Raw genomic sequence first — 2,717 nt, forward strand, 5'->3', positions numbered from 1 at the left:
AAATCCCAACCACCAATTTCTTTTCCGGGTAAATTACTGGCGTTGTTACACCACAGGTTTATTACTTTTAATGGTGCAAAAGATAAAGGTTTGGTAATCGTCCCTACAGAATTGATCGTGGATAATGCCACCCAATTAAAGGACATTTTACTAACCCTCTGTAAAACAAATCATCTTCCTCAAGATTTTATCACTTGGTTACATGAGAGCAATCATTTCTGCAATTCTTTGGTAGATTGTATCGTACCGGGCAAACCTGATAAAAATCAGTTAAATGAAATAAAAACCGAACTTGGTTATGATGATGAACTATTAATCATGTCGGAAGTATATCGACTTTGGGCAATTGAGGGAAATGAAATAGTTAAAGAAAAACTTTCTTTCGCACAAGTGGATAGCGGTGTAATTATTACGCCAGATATTAACCTTCACCGAGAACTAAAATTAAGATTGTTAAACGGAACACATACCTTAAGCTGCGGATTAGCCTTTTTGTCAGGATTTGATACTGTTAAATCTGCTATGGATAATGAAGACATGGAAAGTTATATCCGTGATTTGATGATCAATGAAATTGCACCCGCAATACCTTATGAGATATCAAAAGAACAAAAGGACACTTTTGCTACAAACGTATTGGATAGATTTAGAAATCCACACATCAACCACCAATGGTTAAGCATAAGCGCTAATTATACATCAAAACTAGAGATGCGGGTTGTGCCTATTTTACAGAATTACTTTAAGCTATACCACAACGTTCCAGATTTTATTGCCTTAGGTTTTGCTGCTTACATCAGGTTTATGAAACCTTTCAATACAAAAAATAATAAATATTTCGGTAAAATTAATAATCAGGAATATTTGATAAACGACAGCAAAGCAGCTTGTTTAAGTAAGCTTTGGAGTAATAAACCTAAAGAAATTGTAAATGCTATACTTAGCGATGACACACTTTGGGGAGCAGATTTGACAACTTTGCCTAGTTTTGAAGAAGCTGTAAATAATTACCTAAAACTGATGGAAAATCAGGTATCCATAAAACAACTCATGATCAAAGAAAGCGTTAATTAACAGAAGATGGATAGAGTTTTAAAGGTACATCCAAAGGATAACTTGTTGGTTGCGTTGACCGATCTTTTTAAAGGAGAGATCATTATCTATGAAAATGAAAAGATAACATTGTTGGATGATGTAAAGGCCAAACATAAATTTTTAACAACCGATTTAAACATTGGCGAAGAATTATTGATGTACGGGGTTTTGGTTGGGAAGGCGCAAATTGATCTAAAAGCGGGCAACATTATCAATACCAATAATGTTAGGCATGCGGCAAACCCATTTGAGGTTGGTGAGAGAAAATTAGCATGGGACAGACCGGATGTGAGCAAATGGAAAAACACAACATTTAATGGTTTTCACCGAGCGGATGGCAGCGTAGGAACTGCAAACTATTGGCTAGTAATCCCGATGGTGTTTTGTGAGAACAGAAATTTGGAGGTTTTACAGGAAGCATTGGTTACCCCATTAGGATATGGTAGAAAGAAAGCTTATCAAAACCAAGCTTTAAAGTTGATTGATCTTTATAAATCTGGAGCAGATAAAAACTCCATTTTAAATGCAGATATCTTTATAGAGGAACAACCTGAAAAAAGCAAAAGACTTTTTCCTAATGTAGATGGGATTAAGTTTTTAAATCATGATGGTGGTTGCGGTGGAACTAGGGACGACGCACAAGCTTTGTGTGCTTTATTAGCAGGATATATCACTAATCCTAATTGTGCCGGAGCAACGGTATTGAGTTTGGGCTGCCAAAACGCTCAAGTTCCTATTTTGGAAGAAGAGATTAAAAAGAGGGATGCAAATTTTAGTAAGCCACTTTATATTTTAGATCAGCAAAAAGTAGGTACCGAAGCAGATTTATTGGCCTTGGCCATTAAACAGACCTTTGCAGGATTGATGGAAGCCAATCAACAAGAAAGAAAACCCGCACCATTAAGTAATATTACCATTGGCTTAGAGTGCGGCGGATCGGATGGTTTTTCTGGTATTTCTGCTAACCCAGCAATTGGTTATACATCTGATTTGTTAGTTGCCTTGGGTGGTAAAGTGATTTTGGCAGAATTTCCAGAGCTTTGTGGAGTTGAGCAAAATATCAGCGATAGATGTGTTACCATAGAGGAAGCCAATCGTTTTTCATCTCTAATGAAAACTTATGCTGCAAAAGCGGTTGCGGCCGGTTCTGGTTTCGATATGAATCCTTCTCCTGGTAATATTAAAGATGGTTTAATTACAGATGCCATTAAATCTGCGGGAGCAGCAAAAAAAGGAGGTACTTCTCCGGTTGTTGCAATTTTAGATTACCCAGAAATGGTGACAAAACCAGGACTGAATCTTTTATGTACACCGGGAAATGATGTAGAATCTACCACAGCAGAAGTTGGTTCAGGAGCGAACGTTGTTTTATTTACAACCGGGCTTGGTACCCCAACAGGAAATCCGATTACGCCGGTTATAAAAATTGCGAGTAACACTACGCTTTTTAATAAAATGAGTGATATTATGGATGTAAACACAGGAACTATCATTGATGACGGAGAAACCATTTATGAGGCAGGTGAGCGTATTTTAGACTATGTGATTAAAGTAGCAAGCGGAGAAATAGAAGTAAGCGCAGTAAGACATGGTCAAGATGATTTTATCCCTTGGAAAAGAGG

2 protein-coding genes are annotated in these 2,717 nt (G+C 37.1%); both read left to right on the forward strand.

Annotated elements, in window-relative coordinates; genetic code table 11:
• Positions 1-1,074, forward strand: a 1,074-nt coding sequence (locus tag A5893_RS00395; protein ID WP_068820563.1) for a tagaturonate reductase, incomplete at its 5' end; no start/stop codon positions are given.
• Positions 1,075-1,080: 6 nt separating this feature from the next.
• On the forward strand, positions 1,081-2,717 hold a 1,637-nt coding region (locus A5893_RS00400; protein ID WP_068820564.1), incomplete at its 3' end, for a UxaA family hydrolase.

It is taken from the genome of Pedobacter psychrophilus, assembly GCF_001652725.1.
Classification (GTDB): domain Bacteria; phylum Bacteroidota; class Bacteroidia; order Sphingobacteriales; family Sphingobacteriaceae; genus Pseudopedobacter; species Pseudopedobacter psychrophilus.